19 protein-coding genes and 2 tRNA genes are annotated in these 20200 nt (G+C 59.9%); 1 reads left to right on the top strand and 20 read right to left on the bottom strand.

Translation table 11 applies throughout. The features are described 5' to 3' along the window. Positions 1-22 precede the first annotated feature (22 nt). The 10 genes from AAA069_RS07305 to AAA069_RS07260 form a co-directional block, all read right to left on the bottom strand. Positions 23-634: a TetR/AcrR family transcriptional regulator gene (locus tag AAA069_RS07305; protein WP_175406030.1), complete on the bottom strand. Its 612-nt coding sequence runs from the start codon at positions 632-634 to the stop codon at positions 23-25. 116 nt (positions 635-750) lie between these two features. Beyond that, complete coding sequence (locus AAA069_RS07300) at positions 751-2058, bottom strand: lysylphosphatidylglycerol synthase transmembrane domain-containing protein (RefSeq protein ID WP_138112440.1); 1308 nt, start codon at positions 2056-2058, stop codon at positions 751-753. A 150-nt stretch (positions 2059-2208) separates the two neighbouring features. Continuing rightward, positions 2209-2285, bottom strand: a tRNA-Glu gene (locus AAA069_RS07295). A 22-nt stretch (positions 2286-2307) separates the two neighbouring features. Beyond that, a tRNA-Glu gene (locus AAA069_RS07290) sits at positions 2308-2384 on the bottom strand. Between the two features lie 127 nt (positions 2385-2511). Continuing rightward, positions 2512-3906 (bottom strand): HD domain-containing protein, encoded by a 1395-nt coding sequence (locus tag AAA069_RS07285; RefSeq protein WP_138112438.1) that lies wholly within the window; start codon positions 3904-3906, stop codon positions 2512-2514. 164 nt (positions 3907-4070) lie between these two features. Beyond that, complete coding sequence (locus AAA069_RS07280) at positions 4071-5003, bottom strand: 1-phosphofructokinase (RefSeq protein WP_138112436.1); 933 nt, start codon at positions 5001-5003, stop codon at positions 4071-4073. 189 nt (positions 5004-5192) lie between these two features. Next, a complete protein-coding gene (locus AAA069_RS07275) occupies positions 5193-6125 on the bottom strand; it encodes a 1-phosphofructokinase family hexose kinase (RefSeq protein WP_006233969.1) in 933 nt (310 codons plus the stop codon). Positions 6126-6199: 74 nt separating this feature from the next. Beyond that, positions 6200-7903 (bottom strand): phosphoenolpyruvate--protein phosphotransferase, encoded by a 1704-nt coding sequence (ptsP, locus tag AAA069_RS07270; RefSeq protein WP_035138206.1) that lies wholly within the window; start codon positions 7901-7903, stop codon positions 6200-6202. Between the two features lie 133 nt (positions 7904-8036). Continuing rightward, on the bottom strand, positions 8037-8300 hold the full coding sequence (locus AAA069_RS07265; protein ID WP_022094575.1) for an HPr family phosphocarrier protein: 264 nt from the start codon (positions 8298-8300) through the stop codon (positions 8037-8039). A 549-nt stretch (positions 8301-8849) separates the two neighbouring features. Then, positions 8850-10853, bottom strand: coding sequence for a fructose-specific PTS transporter subunit EIIC (locus AAA069_RS07260; RefSeq protein ID WP_349127967.1), 2004 nt, complete (start codon positions 10851-10853; stop codon positions 8850-8852). A gap of 273 nt (positions 10854-11126) precedes the next feature. Between AAA069_RS07260 and AAA069_RS07255 the strand changes: the two genes are divergently transcribed. Then, positions 11127-11984 carry a MurR/RpiR family transcriptional regulator gene (locus AAA069_RS07255; RefSeq protein WP_349127966.1) on the top strand — a complete coding sequence of 286 codons (858 nt, stop codon included), beginning with the start codon at positions 11127-11129 and terminating at the stop codon, positions 11982-11984. Between the two features lie 59 nt (positions 11985-12043). Here AAA069_RS07255 and AAA069_RS07250 read toward each other — a convergent pair whose 3' ends face one another. The 10 genes from AAA069_RS07250 to AAA069_RS07205 all read right to left on the bottom strand — a co-directional run bounded on the left by AAA069_RS07250 (position 12044) and on the right by AAA069_RS07205 (position 20200). Continuing rightward, the gene (locus AAA069_RS07250) at positions 12044-13672 is read right to left on the bottom strand and encodes a DNA repair protein RecN (RefSeq protein WP_349127965.1); all 1629 of its coding nucleotides are present in this window, start codon (positions 13670-13672) and stop codon (positions 12044-12046) included. Next, positions 13662-14522, bottom strand: coding sequence for an NAD(+)/NADH kinase (locus AAA069_RS07245; RefSeq protein ID WP_349127964.1), 861 nt, complete (start codon positions 14520-14522; stop codon positions 13662-13664). Before AAA069_RS07245 ends, AAA069_RS07250 begins: the two co-directional genes overlap by 11 nt. Beyond that, on the bottom strand, positions 14519-15322 hold the full coding sequence (locus AAA069_RS07240; RefSeq protein ID WP_349128000.1) for a TlyA family RNA methyltransferase: 804 nt from the start codon (positions 15320-15322) through the stop codon (positions 14519-14521). Before AAA069_RS07240 ends, AAA069_RS07245 begins: the two co-directional genes overlap by 4 nt. Before the next feature lie 8 nt (positions 15323-15330). Further along, positions 15331-15597 carry an exodeoxyribonuclease VII small subunit gene (locus AAA069_RS07235; protein ID WP_154515533.1) on the bottom strand — a complete coding sequence of 89 codons (267 nt, stop codon included), beginning with the start codon at positions 15595-15597 and terminating at the stop codon, positions 15331-15333. Positions 15598-15599: 2 nt separating this feature from the next. Beyond that, positions 15600-16184 (bottom strand): transcription antitermination factor NusB, encoded by a 585-nt coding sequence (gene nusB / locus AAA069_RS07230; RefSeq protein WP_117583457.1) that lies wholly within the window; start codon positions 16182-16184, stop codon positions 15600-15602. Positions 16185-16187: 3 nt separating this feature from the next. Continuing rightward, complete coding sequence (locus tag AAA069_RS07225; protein ID WP_117583456.1) at positions 16188-16550, bottom strand: Asp23/Gls24 family envelope stress response protein; 363 nt, start codon at positions 16548-16550, stop codon at positions 16188-16190. Between the two features lie 24 nt (positions 16551-16574). Then, positions 16575-17138, bottom strand: coding sequence for an elongation factor P (gene efp, locus AAA069_RS07220; protein WP_117583455.1), 564 nt, complete (start codon positions 17136-17138; stop codon positions 16575-16577). Between the two features lie 160 nt (positions 17139-17298). Continuing rightward, the gene (locus AAA069_RS07215) at positions 17299-18429 is read right to left on the bottom strand and encodes a Xaa-Pro peptidase family protein (protein ID WP_349127963.1); all 1131 of its coding nucleotides are present in this window, start codon (positions 18427-18429) and stop codon (positions 17299-17301) included. A gap of 131 nt (positions 18430-18560) precedes the next feature. Further along, complete coding sequence (locus tag AAA069_RS07210) at positions 18561-19670, bottom strand: hypothetical protein (protein ID WP_349127962.1); 1110 nt, start codon at positions 19668-19670, stop codon at positions 18561-18563. After that, positions 19667-20200, bottom strand: coding sequence for a shikimate kinase (locus AAA069_RS07205; RefSeq protein ID WP_349116686.1), 534 nt, complete (start codon positions 20198-20200; stop codon positions 19667-19669). The genes AAA069_RS07210 and AAA069_RS07205 overlap by 4 nt, the downstream gene beginning before the upstream one ends.

Here is a 20200-nt window from a genome sequence, read left to right as displayed (position 1 = left end):
ATAAGTTGTTGAATTATCGATGCTATTCGAAGCGAGATTCCAGACTCGACAGACCGTTGAGAGTCAGATCGTTGGCGACCCCAGAGACGCGCTCGATAGGAACCGAACCGTCAGACAGCGCCCACGTGCGATAGATACCGATAATACCCGACAGCAAAAACGCCAGATAGTAGTCGAACATCTCGTCCTTGAGACCTTGGGGCAGCAGATCGCGTTCGGCAATCTCGTGCTCGAGCGGCGCACGAAGACGAGCCATAAAATCATCGAGCGGAATGTTCTCGATCAGCTGACGATTGAGCACCAAGTTGTTGCACAGTGCCTCGTTAACGGTTTTAAAGAAGGTCGCCGCCGCGCCCAGGGCGCGCTCGTTGGTGTCGCCGTCCATGGAAGCAAGCGTTTTCTCGACCGAGTCGACAATCATCTCCACCACATCGACGGCAATGGCATCGAGCAGGCCGTCAACCGTGCCAAAGTGAACGTAAAAGGTCTTGCGGTCGACATTGGCCTCGCGCGCGATGGCACTCACCGTAATGTCTGCCAGCGGCTTTTCCATGAGCAGGCGCTCGAAAGCGGAAAGGATGGCATTGCGGCTGCGAACGATGCGGCGGTCAAGACGCGGTTTGCTGGTTGCCATGGGCATGTCCCTTCGATATGCGAGCATTCATCAACAGATGAGAGATAATCTACGTAAGAGGATTATCCCCCATACAGTACAAATATGCCCCGCATCATGAAGAACGCACGACTGCCCTACTGCGACTTAGGGTGCTTCTTCTTATTGAGTGCCGACGGAGATACGCGAATACCATCGCCTGTCTGGCGCACATAGGCCTTATGAGCCGGCTTAGCGGTCCCAGAAGCCTTCTGAGCGTGCTTCTTGGGATCAACGGTAACAGCATTAGTGGGGTGCGGCTTAGTGGGCGCAGAGGGCGTCTGAGGCGTGCGGCCGAGCTTGCGCATCACGCGATCCCAGCGCGCATGGATGCTCTCGTTGTGGGCGCTCTTAAGTCCCAACAGGGGCGCAGCCAAAATGGTCGGCGCAATAAACGTAATGAGACGCCACAGCAGATAGCCGGCGGTCGAAGCCGACCCAAAGAAATGACCCAAGAACAATGCAAAGCCGCCCTCAGCGCCACCAGTTCCACCGGGCAGGGGGACCGCAGAGCTCAACAGCTGGACAAAGGCGCTCGCGGCCATGACCGAGAAAAAGTCGACCTCATGGTGGCCAAAGGCAAGCATCAGGAAATACGGCACGAGGTAGAAAAACGCGAGCTGCAGCATGGTGATGACCACCGTGAGCAGCATGGACGAAAAGTGGCCAGCCGAAAGCTTGAACTTCTCAGAGAACGAGTAGATCTCGCCATCGACAAACGTGCGCCAACCCTCGATCTTAGTGGCCGAGACACCAATGCGCTCGAGCCAATTGATGATGCAATGGGCGACGCGCGTGACGGTCTTAGGCATGAGCGCGACGGCGAAGATGCCAAGCAAGATGCAGCAGTGCCCACCAAAGCTAAAGACACACAGCAGCGTCATGTCGCCATAGCGCTCGGCAAAAAAAGGCATGCGAGCAAGCAGTAGGATAGCGCCCCAGGCAACGAGGCCAAACTGATACACGATAAAGCGCGTGAACTGCGTGGCGCCGGCCTCGCCCACGTTTTGGCCGGCCTTGGTCAGGCGATAGATCTGAGCCGGGGTGGAGCCCATCATCATGGGCGTCAGGTTGCCAAAGAAGATGCCACTCGCCTCGACCGAGATCAGGTCGCGGATGCCGACGGGCGAATTGGGATCGAGCCAGACGGCGATCGCATAGGCCACAATGCCAAAGAACAGGTACATGAACATGCAAAGACACGCGACAATGAGCCATGACGCCTGGACGCTCGACATAGCGGCCCAGAACTGCCCCATCTGCCCGGTTACCACCAGATAGACGATATAACCTACCAGCACGACGCCGATAAAGATGGCGCCGCGGCGTGCGCTCTTATTGTCATCTCCGCCCGAGGCCTCAACCTCGACCTGGGGCTTAGACGTATGCTGAGAGGACTCCGTCATGAGACTCCTTCTAACAGTCAAAATATCTTGGATATTGTACCCGTAAGGGCCATAGGCAGAACGCAAAGCTCTGGTTCAAACGGGAATTGCAGACGGTTGTTTAAAAATAAAAAACCCGGCCTTCCATAGGAAGTCCGGGTATCAGATGCGTGGTAGCCCGTACCAGATTCGAACTGGTGATCTCCGCCTTGAGAGGGCGGCGTCCTAAACCGCTAGACGAACGGGCCATAAGCCTCAGCAGAAAAGAAGTGGTAGCCCGTACCAGATTCGAACTGGTGATCTCCGCCTTGAGAGGGCGGCGTCCTAAACCGCTAGACGAACGGGCCACATGACATCTGCACTGCCGTGCTGCAGGGTAATATATTACGGGACAAAAAACGTCAGCGCAAGAAGAAATTCCAAATTGCCGAAAAATTGTCGGCAGGTTATGGAACACGCAGGTAAACTAGGTAGCTAATTCAAGTTGAGATGGACCAAAAGAGCTTCGCGATCGTTGGGAATGTTGTCTTCGATCACGGCGTCGAGGGCGGAGTTGAGAAGCTGCCCCAGTTCCGGCCCGGGCTTGACTCCAGCACGGATCAGGTCGCCGCCGTTGATGGCGAGCATCTTGAGCGTATAGGGCTCCCCCGCCCTCAGCAGCTCGTGCGCCATCGCGCGCATCTCCTCAATCGTCTCAACGTAATAGAAGCACGATGGGGCCTTGCCAAGCGTGTCAGCACGCTTGAGGTCCATGAGCTCGTCAATCAGGCGGGCCGTGTCGACGCCCTCACCCGAAAGCGCGCGCATCATATTGAGCAGGCAGGAGCGCTCGGGGCGCAGCGGCTTATCGTGATATTTGATGAGCAGGCAAACGTCGCGCACCAGGTCGTGCGAGAGTGCCAGGCGATCCATAATGACGCGCGCTTTCTTGGCGCCGAGCTCGGGATGACCGTAGAAGTGTCCGCTGCCGGCGTGATCGACCGTAAAGCACTCGGGCTTAGAGACATCGTGCAAAAACGCCGCCCACATAAGGCTCGACGATGGCGCGACGCCGTCGCACAGCGCCAGCTCCCCTGCCACCGTCAGCACACGGGCGATATGCTCGTAGACGTTAAACGCATGATAGACACTTCGCTGATCAAACCCGCGACCCGCTGCCAACTCGGGCACAGCGGCGCAGATGAGCTCAGGGTAGCGCAACATGGCGTCTCCCCCGTGACCGGTCGAAAGAATGCCCTCGAGCTCAATACCCACACGCTCACGCGCCACGGCATCGAGCAGCGGCGCGCACTCGGCAAGCGCACGCTTGGTCTCGGGCTCAATCATAAAGTCCAGACGGCAGGCAAAGCGCACCGCACGCAGCATGCGCAGGGCGTCCTCGTTAAAGCGACGCTTGGGATCGCCGACAGCGCGAATCAGCTTGCGCTCCAAGTCACCCTGGCCGTCGTAGCGGTCGACAAGCCCGCGCTCGGGATGCCAGGCCATGGCATTGACGGTAAAGTCGCGGCGCGCCAGATCGTCCTCGAGCGAGGCGGCACGCTCCACACTCTGGGGATGGCGACCATCGGTGTAAAAGCCATCCAGACGGTACGTGGTGACCTCGATACGCTCGCCATCGGAAATAGCCGTGATTCCGCCAAATTTAATGCCCGACTCCACAACCGCGATGCCGGCGGCCTCGAGCGCCGCTTTGGACTCCTGCCACAGGCCGCTACAGCACATATCAACATCGTGGCTGGGGTACCCCATCAGGGCGTCGCGCACCCAACCGCCCACGTACCAAGCCTCAAGACCAGCCGCCTCAAGCGCGCGCAGGACGCACAGGGACGCATCGGACGGTTGAGTACCGTTGAGCGAAACATTGCACATGCCTATGGCCTCCTGCGACTATCAAATTGGCTATCGATTGCGTCTGCAAGAAGTCTAGCAAGAAACAGCCTCCACTGCACACGCAAGTCCGATAAACAAAAACGCATCCGTCCTAGTCTAAGACGGATGCGAAATAATCAAACTATTCAGACAAGGTGCCGGAACTAGCAGACCTGGCGAACCTCGATGTGCTTCTTATATTCGTCCACCTTGGCAAAATCACCCAGACCGGGGCACTCGACCACGTTGGCGCCAGTGGCCATCGAAAGGCGCAGGGCGTCCCCGACGCGCTCGGGGGCGTCGTGCCACACGGACAGGAAGGCAGCGAGCGAGGAATCGCCGGCGCACACCGTCGACAGCAGCTTGACGTCGAAGGTGCGGTTGGCAAACCAGATATGCTCGCCGTTGGAGAAGTATGCACCGGCGCCACCAAGGGTCAGCAGCACGTTCTTGGCGCCCTTGGCGTGCAGCTCGGCCATAGCGCCCTTGACGGACTCGTCGTCGCCACCGCTCACCTTGATGCCAAAGATGTCAAGCAGCTCGTCGTCATTGGGCTTGATCAGCAGTGGCTCCAGAGCAATGAGGTCTGCCAGCTGATGGCTCGAGATGTCGAGGACGAACTCGGCCCCCTTGGCCTTGACACGGCGCAGGACCTCGGCCAAGAAGCCCTCGGAAGTGTTGGGAGGCAGCGAGCCGCTGATGACCAGGCAGGTCATGTCATCGAGCGAATCGATAAGTTCAAACATCTCCTGCTCGTTGGCCTCATTGATGGCGGCACCGGCATTGACCATGTTGTACTCGGTGTCGGGACCGGCGTTGAGGAACACATTGACGCGCGTAATACCGTCGGTCCACACGGGCTTGACGGGCACGCCCAGGGCCTCGGCGCCCTTGACGATGAACTCACCCGAGAAGCCGGCGAAGAAACCCAGGATCGTGGTGTCGACACCATAGTGGTCAAGCGTAAACGAGACGTTGAGGCCCTTGCCGTTGGGCGTGTAGACGGCATTGCGGGTACGCGTGACGGTATTGGCAGTAAGGCCGTCGCAGGCGATGTTGTAGTCAATGGCGGGATTTGCAGTGAGCGTGTAAATCATGGATGTTCCTTTCACGAAACAACGTGTTAATGAAAGTATATTCCACGCATCGGTAAAAGGCTAGGACAACTCGGTGAACGGTGTGGAAGCGATGAAGTACGGCAGGACACCTCTCCCCCATGGCGGAACAAAAAAGGCGCCCCGACCGAAACCGGGGCGCCGCATGCGCACGAATATGTCTCGATTCGATTACTGACGATCGAGCTTGCGGACGGCAACGCGCTTGCTGTACTCATCGACGTGACCAAAGTCGCCAATGCCGACGGACTCGGCAACGTTGGCGCCGGTGGCCATAGCGAGCTTCATGGCCTCCTCGACGTTGTCGCGATCCCTGTACCACTTGTGCAGGAACGCAGCGAGGGTGCAGTCGCCGGCGCAGACGGAAGAGACCAGCTTAATGTTGAACTCACGCTTGGCGTACCAGATGTCCTCGCCGTTGGAGAAGTAAGCGTCGCCGCGGCTACCACGGGTGAGCAGCACGTTCTGAACGCCGGCGTCGTGAGCCATCTTCATGGCAACGCGGACCTCGTCGTCGGTGTCGACCGGCACGCCGAAGATGGCCTTCATCTCGTGATGGTTCGGCTTGATGAGCAGCGGCTTCTTGTGAGCGAGCTCCTTGAGCTTGTCGGAGGACAGGTCCAAGACGACATCGGCGCCACGAGCCTGAGCGTGCTCCATGACCTGAGCCAGGAAGTCAGGCGTAGCTTTGGGAGGCACGGAGCCGGAAACGATCAGGCACTCGAGATCGCCCGCGGTGTCCAGGATGTTGTAGAGCTCCTCCTGGTGCTGCGGCGTGATCGGAGCACCCGGGTTCAGGATGCCGTACTCGTGCTGGCCATCGTTGACATAGGTGTTAATGCGCGTGATACCGTCGGTCCAGACCGGGCGGCAGAGGCAACCCAGGTTCATGACCTCCTCGACGATGAACTTGCCCGTGAAGCCGGCGAAGAAGCCGAGCGCGACGGTGTCGACGCCCATCTTCTTAAAGGCGAAGGACACGTCGAGGCCCTTGCCGTTAGCCGTGTAGCTGGCCGAGCCGGTGCGGACGTTCTCGTCGGGCTCAAGCGGAGAGCTCGAAACCGTCATGTCGACAGCCGGGTTAGCGGTTAGCGTGTAGAACATTTACAGTACCCCCTGTATATGTGAGGGCCGCGTGGCCGGCCCATTCCAACCACGCGGTTACCTCTGATACCAAATTAGCGAGCTGCGGACTCGAGCAGTGCCTTGACCTCGGCGGCGGTGTTGCAGGCGAGTGCCTTCTCGGCGAGCTCGTCGCACTCGGCCTTGGTCCACTGGCTGATGGTCTTGCGGGCGCGCAGGATCGACGGAGCGCTCATCGAGAACTCCTCCAGGCCCCAGCTGATCAGCAGCGGCTCGAGCAGCGGATCGGCAGCGGCCTCGCCGCACATACCGACCATGATGCCGGCCTTCACGCCGCTCTCGATGATGTTCTTGAGCGAGCGGAGCACGGCGGGATAGTAAACCTGGTACAGGTTGGAGATGGTGTCGTTACCACGGTCGGCGCACATGGTGTAGCCGATCAGGTCGTTGGTGCCGATGGAGAAGAAGTCGGCAACCTCGGCAAGACGGTCTGCGAGCAGCGAAGCGGCGGGTGTCTCGACCATGATGCCGACCTCGATGTTCTCGTTGAACTTGCGACCCTCTTCGGTCAGCTCGGCCTTGCACTGCTCGACGAGCTCCTTGACAGCCAAGACCTCCTCGACGCAGGTGACGAGCGGGATCATGATCTTGACGTCACCGAAGGCGCTAGCGCGCAGCAGAGCGCGGAGCTGGACCTTGTACTGGTCGGGATTGGCCAGGCAGTAACGCACGGCGCGGAAGCCCATGAAGGGGTTGTCTTCCTTGACCATATGCAGATACGGAATCTCCTTGTCGCCACCCACATCGAGCGTACGGATGATGACCGGAGCACCCTTGAGCGCGCTGGCGACCTTACGGTAGGCGTTGAACTGCTCCTCCTCGGAAGGAAGCTCGGCAGAGTCCATGAACAGGAACTCGGAGCGGAACAGACCGATGGCCTCGGCATCGTGATCGAGCGCGTTGGGCACGTCATCAGGGTTACCGATGTTGCAGGCGATGATCTTCTTGATGCCATCGGCAGTCACGGACGGCTTGCCACGGAAGGCCTCGAGGGCTGCCTTCTCGGCAGCGAAGGCCTCGGCCTTGGCGGTGTAGGCAGCGAGCGTCTCCTCGTCGGGATCGGCCTCAACGATACCCTTGCCACCGTCGACGACAACGGTCATACCGTTGCGCAGCGCGGTGCAGCTGTTGGAAACCGAAAGGACAGCCGGGATCTCGAGGGCACGCGCGATGATCGCGGAGTGCGACGTGCGGCCACCGGTCTCGGTGACGATACCGGCAACGTGGGCCTTATCGATCGTGGCGGTCATGGACGGCGTGAGGTCATGCACGACAACGACGGTGTTCTCGGGCAGGACGGAGAGGTCGACGACCTCCTTGCCCAGCAGCTCGGCCAGAATACCGGTGCGGATGTCGGCGATGTCGGCCGCGCGCAGACGGAACATCTCGTCGTCCATGGACAGGAACATGTTCTCGAACATGGTCGAGGTGTCCATGAGCGCCTGCTCGGCGCAGGTACCGCCGTCAATGGCGGCGTTGATGGCGTCGGTCATACCCGGATCCTGAGCCAGGACAATATGTCCGCTCATGATCTCGGCCTCGGCCTCGCCCACCGTCTCCTTCATGTGGTCGGCCTGAGCCTGGGTCTTCTCGCAGAAGACCGAAAGAGCGGACTGATAGCGCTCCTTCTCTGCTGCCGAATCAGCAACCTCATGCGGCTCAAACGTCAAGTCGGGATCGACGGCGACCATGACGGTGCCGATACCGATGCCCTCGGAAGCGTTGACTCCCTGATACATTCCCATTCCTCTCTCCGTGTCATGTGATAAAGCGTTTTGCCATATCCATGACAAAAGAGCGCAGTTACCTTACAACAGGTCACTGCGCCCCCAAATATGAACTTAGTTGTTCAACATGCGACCCGTTTGAGTTCTACTCGCCAAGACCGCTCTTGATGAGCTCGATGGCAGCAGCCAGAGCCTCGGCCTCGTCAGCGCCGTCACACTTGACCTCGACCTCGGTGCCGCAGGGGATACCAGCAGCCATGAGGGCCATCGGGGACTTGCCGTTGACCTCCTTCTCGGGGGTGACGACCGTCACGTCACAGGCGTACTTGCCCATGGTGGAGGCGAACAGACCAGCCGGACGCATGTGCAGACCCTGAGGATTAACGAGGGTAGCCTTCTCAGAAACCATAGTTGACTCCTTTTTTGTGTTTAACCCCTGTCATGTATGTGGCAGGAGTCAGATTCACGACGTTGTTTATATTAACTCACATCAAACGGTTTTTCATTATGTTTCGGACGAATTGTTGGACAGATGTGTTTGTCGTCCGCTTGCTCGCCCACAGGGGGCCGGGTGCGGCCAGTGAGATTTCCTGCTCTACAGTCCTGCTCGCACGAAGAGCACATTAAGTGCTCTTCGGCTCGTGCGGAACTCGCGATAAATCTCACTGGCCGCGCCCGGCCCCCTGTGGGCGAGCAAGCTGCAGAAACTCGGTCGGTCCAGAGCAATATCGTGCGAACGGAATTCTGGCTAATGATCTGTTCGCGACAAAGACTCGATAGGTAGCCCCCTCTATGCCCTTTTGTAAGTTGCGGTGAAATAGGGACTGCATTTGGAGTTGAATCGTTTAAACAGTCCCTATTTCACCGCAACTTATGGGAGGGATAGAAAAAAGGCGGAGGCCCTGGGGAGGGACTCCGCCTTATATACAGGGGGCGATGTTATTCGCGGGCTGGGGGATTAGACCAGGCGGGCGTTGATCGTCTTGGCGATCTCGGCGGCGTCGGTGGAACCCTTGACGGTGGCACGGAAGTCCTCGTCCATGAGCGCCTCGGCGACCTTGGACAGGATCTTGAGGTGCGTGGTGCCAGCCTGGGCACCCGGGATGAGCAGGGCGATAGCCACGTTAACGGGAGCGCCGTCCATGGTGTCCCAACCGGTCACGCCGGACTCGTCCTTAACGACGATGACGGCAGCCTCGGTAATGGCGTCGGACTTGGCATGCGGGATGGCGAAGCCCTCCATCATGCCCGTGGTGCCCTCGGCCTCGCGAGCCAGGAAGGCGTTCATCACGGCGTCGGCGTCGCTGGCGATACCTGCCTTGACGGCCTGGTTGGAAACGAAGCTCAGAGCCTCGTCACGAGAAGCGAAGTCCTCGGCGACAAAGACATTCTCGACCTTCACGAAGTCGGCAGCCTCGGCCTTGGGGGCCTCGACGGCAGCGGCCTTGGGGGCCTCAACGGGCTTGGCTACAGGAGCGGCCTTCTGATTCTTCTCGAAGTCGTACTTCTTGAAGGCCACGAACAGGATGCCACCGACCACAGCGCCGATGAGGATCGCGAGGACCCACAGCGGACCGTTCTCGACAACAGGCAGGACCAGGAAGCCGCCGTGAGGCGCCGGATCGTGAACGTTGAAGAAGATGGTCAAGATGGAAGCGATGGAAGAACCGAGCATCATGATGGGCATGACGGGCCAGATGTTCTTGGTCATGAACGGAATGGCGCCCTCGGTGATGTGGGTGCAACCAAGGATGAGGTTGACGATACCGGCGTCATGATCCTCCTGGCTGAAGTACTTCTTGCCGACAACGACGGCGAAGGTGGTGATCAGCGGCGGAACGATGCAAGCGGCGGAGACGGCAGCCATGAAGTTGGTGCCGAAGTTGTAGGTCTCGGTGCCGACGCCAGCTTCGAGAGCGGTACCGAGCAGGAAGGTGCCAGTAGCGTAAGCAGCCTTGTTGACCGGGCCGCCCATATCAAAGGCGCACATGCAGCCGATGGCCAGGCCAAGAATCACCGGACCGGAGTTACCGAGGCTCTGCAGGAAATCCATCATACCCTGGTTAATGGCAGCCATGGGGCCGGAAATACCGAGCATGACCAGGCCGACGATGGCGGTAGAGCACAGCGGATACAGGAAGATTGCCTTCAGGCCATTAAGGCTCGCGGGAATTTTAGAGAAAACCTTCTCGAGCAGCAGGATGACATAGCCGGCGAGGAAGCCGCCGACGATGCCGCCCAGGAAGCCGAAGCCCACGCCGGCGCCACCGGCGTCGATCATGCCGGTCTCGGCGTTAACAGGCAGGCCCTGGATGGCAATCATACCGGCAACGAAACCGGGGACGAGCGCCGGGCGCTTGCCGATGGATTCGGCGATGTAGGCGGAAAGCACCGGAACCATAAGGTTCATGGCGATGCCGCCGATGATCTTGAGCATCGCAGCAAAGCTGTTGTAGTCGGCAGCCGTCGAATCAAAGGACGTGATGCCCCACAGGAACGAAATGGCGGTCAGAACACCACCGGCAACGACGAAGACCAGCATGTGGCTGACGCCGTTCATGAGGTGCTTGTAGATGACGTGGCCGATGGACTCCTTCTCCTCGACCTCGTCCTCGACATCGGCGGCAGCGGCAACCGTGTCGTCGCCCTTGGCGGCGAGGGCGCGGTCGATCAGCTTGCCGGCAGTCTCGACGGACAGGGCCTTGGAAACACCAACAGAAACCATGGGCTTACCGGCGAAACGCTCCGCCTGGACATCCTTGTCGGCTGCGACGACGACGGCCTTGGCACCAGCGATCTCACTCTTAGTGAGCTCGTTCTCGACACCGACCTGGCCATGGGTCTCGACCTTAATGGTCAGACCGCGCTCGGCAGCTGCCTTCTCCAGCGCCTCCTTCGCCATGAAGGTGTGCGCAATGCCGGTCGGGCAACCGGTGGCGGCGATGATGTCAAACTTAGCCATGTGTCCCTCCTTCTTGAGTACTGCGCCCGCAGGCGCTCCCCTACACGCGCTTCCATGCGCGTTTTTCCACACCTGAAAGATACCAACCCACCGCTTATATGAGAAGCAATACAGCTCATTTCTCCGGTGAAAGGTTCTTTCATTACCGTAAACGGTCGATGAAAGTTTACCATCAACTATTGAAACGGCAAGGTGTATCTTGTAATCGAAAATGCCCGTATATTACGACATTACAAAACAAGTCCGATTTTCATGCCAGGCAGGAGCCATCCCATGTCCGATAGCAGCAAGAGCGCACTCTCCCTTATTAGTATGCACAGGGGGTACAGCGAGTCCGAGCAGCGCATTGTCGACTATATCCTAGAGCACCAATCCGAGGCCCCGCGTCTGACAGCCGCTCAGCTTTCGCGCGCCGCTGCAACCTCCGAGGCAACCGTTTCGCGCTTCTGCCGCAAACTGGGTTTTGGCAGTTTTCGCAGTTTCCAGTTTTCACTAGCGCGCGATCTGGAAAGCCAGCGCAATGAAGGCCTCACCGACGAGGTCTCGCTCGACAATATGGAGCAGAGCCTCAAGAATATTCTCGCTGCCAAGGTCAGCGAACTCAATGCGACTATCGATGGCATTGATCACGACACGCTGACAGCCGTCGTGCACGCGTTTAAGAACGCAGGGGCTATCGAGTTTGCAGCCGTAGGCAACACCAACGCCGTCGCGCTCGACGCGACGTTTAAGTTTTCGCAGCTGGGCCTTCGCTGTATGGCAAGCACCATCAGCGAGACCTCGATTGGTTTTGCGCTTACGCTGCGCCCCGGAGATGTCATCGTGCTGATCTCGAACTCCGGCAAGTCGCGTCGACTGAATCGCATGGCAAAAGCGGCTCGCGGCTGTGGCGCCACCGTTGTCGTCATCAGCAGCGATAGCAAGTCTCCACTTGCGCGCCTCGCCGACTACACCTTTAATACCGTCAATCACGAAGCGCTGCTGACAACGGGTGACTTCGCATTCTCCAAGATGAGCGCCACGATGATCATAGAGGTCATCTACAACTTCCTGCTGCCCGAAATCGAGGACGCCCGAGAGCATATCAGCTACTACGAAGAGCTCATCCAACCGGATAAGGTCGTGGAGTAAAACGCGAAGTGGGACAAAAAATTCAGTCTATTTTGTCCCACCAACACCGCTGATACGACCTAACCTCGAGCTTCTTCGAGCATCTGCTTTGCGTGCGCCAGGCTAGCCTCGGACTGATCGCCGCTCAACATGCGGGCGATCTCGGCGGTACGCGCTTCGCCGGTTACCTCGTCCAAATGCGTCTGGGGAACATCGCCTGGTTCCTTGCTGACAACATAATGCTTGTCGGCCATGACGGCGACCTGCGCCAAGTGGGTTACGACAATCACCTGATGCGTAGAGGCGAGATCTGCCAGCACGCCCGCGAGTGCACGCGCCGTGGAGCCACCGACACCGGCATCGACCTCGTCAAACACCAGCGTATCGACACCGTCCGCGTTACCGAGGACAACCTTGCTTGCAAGCATGACGCGGCTGAGCTCGCCGCCCGACGCAATGCGGCGCAGGGGGCGCGGCGTCAATCCGGCACCACTGCGATACAAAAGCTCATAGCTCGAAGGCCCCGCCAGCGTCCATTCGGCACGCGGAAGATCGCGCGACTCCCAAACGAGCTCGGCGTCGCCCATCTCCAGGCGCGCCATCTGACGGCCAACCTCGTGGCAAAAGCGAGGGGCTGCGGTATTCCGCACGCGTTTAAGCGCCTTGGCAGCAGCAAAAAGCTCGCGTTCGGCACACCCGAGCGCCTCGCGAGCCTTCTTGATCCGCTCATCACCATCATCGACCAGCGACAACAGCTCTTGTGAGCGGTCGCGCATGGCAAAGACATCGTCCATGGTGGGCCCCCACTGACGCAGCAGGGCCTTAAGATCTGAATAGCGTTCGCGCATACGAGCCAGCTCGCGCGGATCGAAGGCGACTCCATCGCGATAGGTGCGCAGCTCGTTGGCACAATCCTCAAGCGAGATACAGGCATCCGAAAGCGCATCGGCAATGTCGCCCAGCTTTCGATCGACAGTAGCCATACGAGAGAGCTCCGCCACGGCACTGTTCACGGCATCGAGCGCTCCCCCTTCGGCAGCAAGCGATGCATGGGCATCATTGGCCGTGGCCACCAGCACCTCGGCATGCTCGGAGCGCGGCAGCAGCTCCTCGAGCTCCTCATACTCGCCCGGTTTGGGGTCGACCTCGGCGATGCGCTCCAGGGCGAAGCGCGCCTCCTCGACGCGACTCCCCTGCGCACGCGAGGCCTCTTCGACGCGACGGACCTCCTTGGCAGCCGCACGCGATGCCTTAAAGCAAGCACGGTAGTGCTCGAGCGCCTCGAGTGCCGGGCGCCCTGCCCAGGCATCGACCATGGCAACATGATGCGCCGGGTCGAGCAGGCGCTGGTGCTCGTGCTGACCGCAAAGATCCATCATCACGCCGACGCGCTCCGAAAGTTCGCGCACGCTGGCGATGCGGCCGTCAATTTTTACGCGGCTGCGGCCCTCGGCAGAAAGGCTGCGCTGCACGGTGACGCCCTCCGTGTCATGCGGGCCATCAAACAGGCGCGCCTCGACGCTGGCAAGTGCCTCGCCCTCGCGCACCGTCGACGAATCCGCGCGCTCGCCCAAAATGAGCTTGAGTGCCGAGAGCAGCGCGGTCTTACCGGCGCCGGTTTCTCCAGTCAGAACCGTTAGACCCGTGCTCGGAACCAACGTCGCCTCGCGAATGAGTGCAATGTTGGAAACCTGCAGCTCATCGATCATGACGCACTCCATAGAACACGCGGCTCACCGAGTTATAGAAGCTCTCGGGGCCGTAATCCAGCAGCAGCACATCGCCGGGACCACGGCGCACAGCCACACTCTCGACCGTGCCATCGCAGGTAATAAACTGTCCATCGATGGCGATCGCCGGAACGCTCGGGCGATCATCGGACATAAAGATCTCGACGACATCGCTCGGCGAGGTCAAAAAGGCGCGAGCCTGAATGGTATGCGGAGCGATGGGCACACAGACCATGCCCGTGTAATCGGGGCTGACGATGGGGCCGCCGGCGGAAAGCGCGTAGCCGGTGGAGCCGGTCGCCGTCGATACAACCACGCCGTCACCGCGCAGGCGATCGATATGATGGCCGGACACCGTGATGTCGAATTCGACCATATCGGACAGGGGCCCGCGCGTAAGCGCCATATCGTTGAGGGCAAACGTGCGCACGACATCCTTCGTACCGTCTTCGCGCACGGACACGATATCCGCGGCGATGGTAGCGCGACGGCTCACATGCAGCTCACCGGACAGAGCATCGCTCACAACCTGCAAAACGTCGCGCTCCTCGGGGCTCGCGGCCGTCAAAAACCCAAGGTGACCGTAGGACAGACCAAGGATGGGAATCTCGCGGTAGTTGAGAATGCGGGCCGCGCGCAGCAGCGTGCCGTCGCCGCCGAGCGTAATGACCAAGTCGGCATCGTCAACATCGGGCGTACTCTGGATCTTGGAGCGCTGGTCGGCAGCCCATGCGACCTCATAGCCCTGACGCGAAAGCCAAAGCTCAAGCATCAGGCCGCTCTCGACCGCCTCTTGCTTGTAGTAATTGGGAACCAGAAAGACCTTCATAGCGTTGCAGCTTTCTCGCTCAAAAACGATACCTGGGATTGCAGCTCATTGTCGGTGCGTTCGCCGGGGGCAAACCTCGTGCCGTACAGGAAAAACTCAACGTTGCCCTTAGCGCCATGGATAGGCGACACGCACACGTCGCGCGGGAACAGGCCCTTGGCGGCAAAGAGCTCAATCGCCGCCACGAGCGTATCGCAGCGGACGGCGGGGTCGATCACGATACCGCCCTCGCCCACCAGCGCAGACGGTGCCTCAAACTGGGGCTTTACGAGTGTGCAGAACGAACCCGAAGGCTTCAGGCACGCCAGCACGGCATCGATGATATTCGCGATACTCGTAAACGAAACGTCGCACACGGCCAGGTCGATAGCATCGCCGTAGCCGAGCTGAGGCAGCTGCGTCACATTGGTGCGCTCATGGAGCATTACGCGCTCGTCTTGGCGCAACGACCAATCAAACTGGGCGCGACCCACATCGACCGAAACGACTGTGGCGGCACCGCGCTTGAGCAGGCAATCGGTAAAGCCGCCCGTGGAACAGCCCACATCGAGGCAAGCAAGGTCCGCCGGATCAATCCCAAACGCATCGAGTGCACCCTCGAGCTTGAGCCCGCCGCGCCCCACGTAGGGAATACGACCCTTAACGTGCAGAGGCAGACCGGGCGTCACCTTAAGGCCCGGCGAGGTTAAACGCTCGCCGCCACTCGAGACCAAGCCGGCCATAAGAGTGCGAAGGGCATCCGCGCGATCGGCGCAGATGCCCTGTGAAATCAGTTCGTCATCAAGACGCACACGTTTCATGAATGCCATCAACCATTCGTATCAGGAGACGCGGCCTGACTATCCTGGGATTCGTTTGCCGCATCCTCATCGTATTCCTGCTCAAGCTTATCGGCCTCACGAGGCGTCAGCTCAAACTTGTCGACCATATCGACCGCACGGGAGCCCAGCTCGATCGCCTCGTCAAACAGATCGAGCGAACGCTCCAATGAAGTATCCTTGGAGCGAACGGTAGCGATGATCTGGTCCAAGCGGTCCGAGATCTCGTCGAAGTTACGGACGGAACCCTCTGGCATGGCTACTCCTCGACGGTACCGGTCTCGGCCTCGGCGACCTCAGCATCCTCGTCGAGAACGCCGGCCGCAGCCTGAGCGGCGGCAACCTTGGCGGCAGCCTCGGCGGCCTGGGCCTCCTCGCGGGCACGATCCTCGGCCAGCAGTTCCTGATACAGGTCCTCGCCCGGCAGCTCCTCGCTACGAGCGATCTTGCCCAGCACACCGTTGACAAACGACGCGGACTGGTCGGTGCCATAGGCCTTGGCAAGCTCGACGGCCTCGTTGATCACGATGGCGTCCGAGACCTCCTCGTCGGTGAGGAAGCGCATCTCATAGACGGCGATACGCAGCAGATTGCGGTCGGCGCCGGGCATGCGCATAAGATCCCAGTTCTTGGCGACGGAGCGCAGGGCGCAGTCGATGCGGTCGATGTGCTCGTAGGCACCGCGGCACAGCTCCAGCGCGTAGGGGTCGAGGGGACCCTTCGAGATCAGGAAATCGCCCTCGAGGACGCGCTCGAGCGGGCTGTCCGTGGCCTCGGCCTGGAACAGCAGCTGCAGCGCCTGACTGCGGGCAAGCGTACGCCCGCGATAAACCTTAAGGCTCAAAGGTTACTCCTTGGGGAAAACGAGGCCGTCGATGCAAACGTCAACGCGCTCGACCTCGACGCCCACCTGGGCGTCGATGGCGGCGACCACGGCGGCGCGAACAGCCTCGGCGAGTTTCTTGAACGGATAGCCAAAGAACACCACGACGCGCACGGTAAGTGCGAGCTTGTCGCCGATGACCTCGGCCTCGACCGCCGGCTCGGAAGCCGGGGCCTTGGACGAAAGCATCATGGAGACAAGGTTGGTGGCAAGGTCCTTGACGCCCACGGAGGCGATGCCCTCGACATCCGTGACGGCGCGCGAGACGATGGCGGTTAGAACATCGGGCGAAATGCCGATGCCGTCAATCTTGATTTCCTGGGGCATGAGTCCTCCTAGAAGAGTTGGTTGCTAGACGCGGGAGACGAACTTGCCGTCGCGGGTGTCAACCTTAATGACCTCGCCCTCGTTGAGGTACATGGGGACCTGGATGACAGCGCCGGTGTCGATGGTGGCCGGCTTGGTGGAACCCTGGACGGTATCGCCCTTGAAGCCCGGGTCGGTCTGGACGATGGTGGTCTCGATGAACATCGGCGGGGTCACGCCCATGAGCTCGTCGTCGGCGAAGAGCAGCTGGCAGGTGTCATTCTCGCGCAGCCACTTGGCGTTCTCGCCCACCATATCCTCGGGAACGGGAACCTGCTCGTAGGACTCGTTATCCATGAAGATGTAGTCGGCGCCGTCGTTGTAGAGGTACTGGAACTCACGGGTGGTGAGCATGACGCTCTCGAACTTGGTGCCGGCGTTGCAGGTGTTCTCGACGACGCGGCCGCTCTTGATGTCGCGGGTCTTGTAGCGCACGAAAGCGCCGCCCTTGCCCGGCTTGACGTGCTGGAACTCGACGATGGTGTAGACCTTGTCCTTAATGCGGAGACCGAGGCCATTCTTGAAGTCGGCGGTAGAGATAGTAGGCATAGCGACCTTTCTTGTTATTGGCTAGACGCACAAACGTCCAAATTACATACGAGCGAAATTATACACTTGCAGACGGCGGCTGCGGCGAGCGCATAAAAAGAGAACGCGGGACGCCCGAATCGATCCGGACGCCCCGCCTCCAAAAACCCAAATGGATGGTTTAGCAATCGATAATATGCAGGTCGTGCGGGGTCTTGGTGAAGGGCTCATAGCCGTTCTCGGTGACGACGCCGTAGTCCTCCAGGCGCACGCCGCCCACGCCGGGCAGGTAGACGCCGGGCTCCATGGTGATAACCGAGCCGACCTCGATGATATTCTTGCTGCGGTTGAAGTTAGGCAGCTCGTGGATGTCGATGCCCACGCCGTGGCCCAGACCATGGTTGTAGTAATCGCCATAGCCGGCATCGCCGATGATCTTCTTGGAAAGCTTGAAAATGTCGTTGCCCTCGACGCCCGGATGGATGGCGGCGACGCACTCCTCATGGGTGCGGCGCACGAGCGCGTACAGGTCGAGCTGCTCCTGGGTAGGCTCGCCCATCACGACGGCGCGCGTCATGTCGGAACGATAATCGCAGTAACCCGCGCCGTAATCCATGAGGACGAAGTCGCCCTTCTCGATCACGCGGTCACTCGGCACGGCGTGCGGGTTGGCGGTGTTGGGACCGCTCGCAACGATGGAGCCAAAGGCCAGGCTGTCGGCGCCGTTGGCGAACATAAAGTTCTCGAGCTCGTTGCGGACCTGTTTCTCGGTCATACCGGGCTTAATAAAGCCGAGCATGTGCTGGAAGGCGGCATCGGTGATCGACTGCGCGTGGCGCATGAGCTCGATCTCCTCTGCATCCTTGATGGCACGCATCTTGCGGATGTCGTCATGCATCAGCGGCAGCATGCAGGCAACGGAGCGGTCCTCCAGACCACGCTGAATACCCTGGTAGAAGTTAATCTGCATGTCATCCTCGACGGCGCAGACGCGGCATTTGTTGGCCGCAATCTTGCCGGCGACCCAGCCGGGGATGGTGCCCTCGTCCATGTCGTAGACCCAGGGGCTGCCGGCGGGCGTGTTCTCCTCAAAACTGTTGAGATAGCGCGAGTCGGTGTGGAACAGGCACTGATCGGCCGTAATAAACGCGGCGTGAGGGAACTCGAAGGTGTAATCGAAGACGCCCTTCACGCCCGTGAGCCAACGGAGATTGGCCTCGTCGCGCACGACGATGGCGTCGTAGCCGCGCTCGGCCATCAGGGCACGGACGCGCTCGATACGACCGGCAGGACCGGCAGCAAACTCAGACATGCAGATTCCTTTCTTGTTGTCCTCATAAAAGCGGGACGGGTCCCGATCGAAAGACGGATTTGCACGCGATCCGCAACCGATTGAAAACCCGTCCCTCAACATGATACGAAAGACGATGGATGTCAATAAAATTAGAGAAGTTCTTTGCGAGAAGCCAAGTAGGCGTGAGCATGGCGCTCAAGAACCTCGTCCTCAACGCTCGTTAGACGAATGGCGCCAAGTGCCGCGGGCAGCGGCAACATACTGCGGTTCGAGCGGACAAACTGCTGCCTGCGGAACTCCTCGATATATGCGGCGGGCTCCAGATCGAAGGCAAACTCCTCGATACCAAAGTCCTCCAGGCAGTCATCGACCTCAAAGACGTAATCGATATCGAAGTCGCAGGCATCATGTGCTAGGCGCGCCTCAAAGCGCATACCTTCGGACAACAGCTGGTAGGCAGGGACCTGCGAAGCGGCATCGCCCAAGCAGGCGCGCAGGGTACGCTCCCCCGTCTTGCCAAAATCGAGCGCATGGCGGGCGCTCGGGTTCGTGGCCATCAGTACGTCCTTGCGGGCAGTCTGAGACCACTGAACGGCATTGACGAGCGCGACTTCCTCGCCAGCGAGAATCTCGGGGACGGTCTCGGTAAACTGATTCCAACGGGACTTGCTGCTCGAAAGCATGGTGCCAACAAGTACCGCATAACCGAGCTTGAGGTCCTCAGGGTCCGCTTCGCGAACAAGTTCGAGGTCACACACGACCAAGCCCGGCTCGGGACGGAACGCGATAGCGGGAAGCGCATTCGCCGACGAGGCGACGAGTGACTTCATAGTCGTCGCGACCGTGAGCATGGCGTCGAACGTCGTCGGCAGCAAGGCGCACTCGGTGCGACCGCACCACTGATTGGCACACCAGCAAACGACCGAGCAGGTCGCCGTGTCGCCGACAGCGACAACGAGATCGTCGCAGGTAATGCCGTTAGCCGACAGGGCGCCAAAAACGGTATCGGCATCGGCCAGCGTAGCACCGGCAGGCGAAACCTCGAGGACAAGCAGCGACACGGCAAAACCGGCGTCGACCAGCGCATGCTCGACAACCTCGCCAAAACGCTCGGATGTGGCGCTGTTCCAAACCACCATCGCCCGCTTGGGTTTGCCCACAGCCGAGGCAAACATGCGCGACAGCTCCTCGAACGCGCCCAATCCGACGCGGACATCGACACTGCGGTTTTGGAAATTGATAAGTTGACGGCGAATCATAGCAGTCCACGCTCCAAAAGCATCTCGGCACAAAGGTAGGAAACGTCCTCGAAGGACTTGTTGCGAATATCAAGGGTAAGATCGGCAGCTTGACGATACAACGGACGGCGATGCTCAAAGAGCAGCGCCGCGTGCTCGGGCGAGCGGAAATCGGGACGCGTGTCGGAGCGGCGGATCTGGCGCATCGAATCCTCAAAATCGCCCTCGAGGTACACACAGGTACCCATCTGGTGCATGAGCTCGATATTGACCGGCGTCTCGACAATGCCGCCACCGCACGAAACCAGCAAGCTGCGCTCGCTTTGGAGCGAACGGAGCGCCGAGGTTTCGAGCTCGCGAAAGCGCTCCTCGCCCTCGGTTTCAAAAATCTCGGTTACCGATTTGCCGCAACGGCGCACGACAAGGCGGTCGGTATCAATAAACCGACGCTTGAACATCGTGCCCACGTTGCGTGCGAGCGTCGATTTGCCCGCACCCAAAAACCCGATAAAGAAAATATGGTCGCAGCCGTGCTTGGTGTGCTGGGACAT

It is taken from the genome of Collinsella sp. CLA-SR-H006 (assembly GCF_040097075.1).
In the GTDB taxonomy this organism is placed as follows: Bacteria; Actinomycetota; Coriobacteriia; order Coriobacteriales; family Coriobacteriaceae; genus Collinsella.
The sequence above is the reverse complement of the archived record's forward strand: the minus strand, read 5'-3'. Positions and strand labels throughout refer to the sequence as shown.

Coding starts and splice junctions, on each gene's coding strand:
- AAA069_RS07305 (WP_175406030.1), bottom strand. CDS start 634: ATGGCAACCAGCAAACCGCGTCTTGACCGCCGCATCGTTCGCAGCCGC.
- AAA069_RS07260 (WP_349127967.1), bottom strand. CDS start 10,853: ATGGCTAAGTTTGACATCATCGCCGCCACCGGTTGCCCGACCGGCATT.
- AAA069_RS07215 (WP_349127963.1), bottom strand. CDS start 18,429: ATGTCTGAGTTTGCTGCCGGTCCTGCCGGTCGTATCGAGCGCGTCCGT.
- AAA069_RS07245 (WP_349127964.1), bottom strand. CDS start 14,522: ATGAAGGTCTTTCTGGTTCCCAATTACTACAAGCAAGAGGCGGTCGAG.
- AAA069_RS07255 (WP_349127966.1), top strand. CDS start 11,127: ATGTCCGATAGCAGCAAGAGCGCACTCTCCCTTATTAGTATGCACAGG.
- AAA069_RS07285 (WP_138112438.1), bottom strand. CDS start 3,906: ATGTGCAATGTTTCGCTCAACGGTACTCAACCGTCCGATGCGTCCCTG.
- AAA069_RS07275 (WP_006233969.1), bottom strand. CDS start 6,125: ATGTTCTACACGCTAACCGCTAACCCGGCTGTCGACATGACGGTTTCG.
- AAA069_RS07205 (WP_349116686.1), bottom strand. CDS start 20,200: ATGTCCCAGCACACCAAGCACGGCTGCGACCATATTTTCTTTATCGGG.
- AAA069_RS07250 (WP_349127965.1), bottom strand. CDS start 13,672: ATGATCGATGAGCTGCAGGTTTCCAACATTGCACTCATTCGCGAGGCG.
- efp (WP_117583455.1), bottom strand. CDS start 17,138: ATGCCTACTATCTCTACCGCCGACTTCAAGAATGGCCTCGGTCTCCGC.
- AAA069_RS07240 (WP_349128000.1), bottom strand. CDS start 15,322: ATGAAACGTGTGCGTCTTGATGACGAACTGATTTCACAGGGCATCTGC.
- AAA069_RS07210 (WP_349127962.1), bottom strand. CDS start 19,670: ATGATTCGCCGTCAACTTATCAATTTCCAAAACCGCAGTGTCGATGTC.
- AAA069_RS07235 (WP_154515533.1), bottom strand. CDS start 15,597: ATGCCAGAGGGTTCCGTCCGTAACTTCGACGAGATCTCGGACCGCTTG.
- AAA069_RS07225 (WP_117583456.1), bottom strand. CDS start 16,550: ATGCCCCAGGAAATCAAGATTGACGGCATCGGCATTTCGCCCGATGTT.
- AAA069_RS07280 (WP_138112436.1), bottom strand. CDS start 5,003: ATGATTTACACGCTCACTGCAAATCCCGCCATTGACTACAACATCGCC.
- ptsP (WP_035138206.1), bottom strand. CDS start 7,903: ATGTATCAGGGAGTCAACGCTTCCGAGGGCATCGGTATCGGCACCGTC.
- AAA069_RS07265 (WP_022094575.1), bottom strand. CDS start 8,300: ATGGTTTCTGAGAAGGCTACCCTCGTTAATCCTCAGGGTCTGCACATG.
- AAA069_RS07300 (WP_138112440.1), bottom strand. CDS start 2,058: ATGACGGAGTCCTCTCAGCATACGTCTAAGCCCCAGGTCGAGGTTGAG.